The organism is Listeria booriae (assembly GCF_000766865.1).
Lineage (GTDB): Bacteria > Bacillota > Bacilli > Lactobacillales > Listeriaceae > Listeria_A > Listeria_A booriae.
This window is the reverse complement of the sequence record NZ_JNFA01000015.1, coordinates 1-1381: the sequence shown is the minus strand read 5'-3', so window position 1 is coordinate 1381 and position 1381 is coordinate 1. Positions and strand designations below refer to the sequence as shown.

The 1381-nt window shown below is 45.0% G+C and carries 1 protein-coding gene; it reads right to left on the bottom strand.

Translation table 11 applies throughout. The features are described 5' to 3' along the window. A partial coding sequence (locus tag EP57_RS05935; protein WP_077916804.1) for an Ig-like domain-containing protein occupies positions 1-1381 on the bottom strand: 1381 nt, incomplete at both ends.

Below are 1381 nucleotides of genomic sequence, written 5' to 3'. Positions count from 1 at the left end.
CCTGCTGGCGTTGTTCCTGTAGCGTACACGTCTGTTGTATAGTAAGTCGCGATAGTTGGAGCTGCCAATACGGATACGACTGTTCCTGTTGCTTTTGGACTTTCGTTACCTACGGCATCCTTACTCGAAATTTGGAAGGTGTTTCCTACTACAGTCAAGGCTACTTGGTCTCCTGTGTAGATTGCGTAGGTGCCGTCTGCGTTCACTGCAGCTGTTCGAACAGCTTTACCGTCCACGTATAACACCACTTGTTTCGAACCTGCGGATGCTGTTCCACGTGCATAAGCATCTGTTGCTACATATTTGTTAATCACTGGTGCTGTTAATTTCGTTTTTACTGTTCCTGATGTTTTCGTGCTTTCTACACCTGCAGTATTGCTTGCTGAGATTTGGAAAGTTGCACCTGCAGTTGCCAGGCTAGCTTGATCGCCTGTGTAGATAGAATAACTTCCGTTTGCATTTACTGCGGCTGTACGAACGGCTTTCCCATTCACATATAATGTTACTTTAGAAGCGCCTGTTGCTGTTCCTTTTGCGTATACATCTGTTGTATAGTAATCGTTAATGCTTGGTGCTGCGATTTTTGCTTGAACTGTTGCATTTGCTTTTGTACCCATGTTGCCATCTGCATCTACTGCTACTACTTGGAAGGCTGTTCCTGCTGTGTTCATTTTCGTATTGTCTGCGGCATAGATTTGGTAATTACCATTGCTGTCGATTGCACCGTAACGAACTAATTGATTGTCGACATAAAGGGCTATTTTGCTTGCGCCTGTTGGTGCTTTACCAGTGACATAACCTGCTGTTGCATAGTAATCATTAATAGTTGGAGCTGCTAGTGTGTTGCTTACTACTGTGACAGATGCTGCCGCACTTGCTTTACCGTTAGCACCTGTTTGTGTTGCGGTTAAGACTGTTCCTGCTGTTTGTTTTGGAATGCTGATAACAGCTTTTCCTGTATTGTCTGCTACTTTTGTTAAGACTGTTCCATCTGGTAGACGGACAGAGATAAGTGCGCCTTTTTCACCTGTTACGGTAACGTTTGTTGATGCTGTGTTAACGCCATCGATAGCTGGTGCGCCCAATGTTGTGTCTGTGACAGTAACTTGTGTTGCTTCGCTGACCTTATCGTTTGCTGTATTTTTCGCTGTCACACTAATTTTTGTGCCACTTGCTTGTGCTGGGATAGTAATGCTGTAAGTGCCATTCGCTGCAACGACGGCAGAATAGTTTGCATCACCGATTTTGATAGAGACAAGGTTCCCTGCTGTTGCAGTTCCTGTTACGGCTGTATCTGTGTCTTTCACTGCGTTGACAGTTGGTGCAGATGGTACTGCGTCATCTTGTACAATCGTAGTGACAGAGCCACTTGTTACGCCTG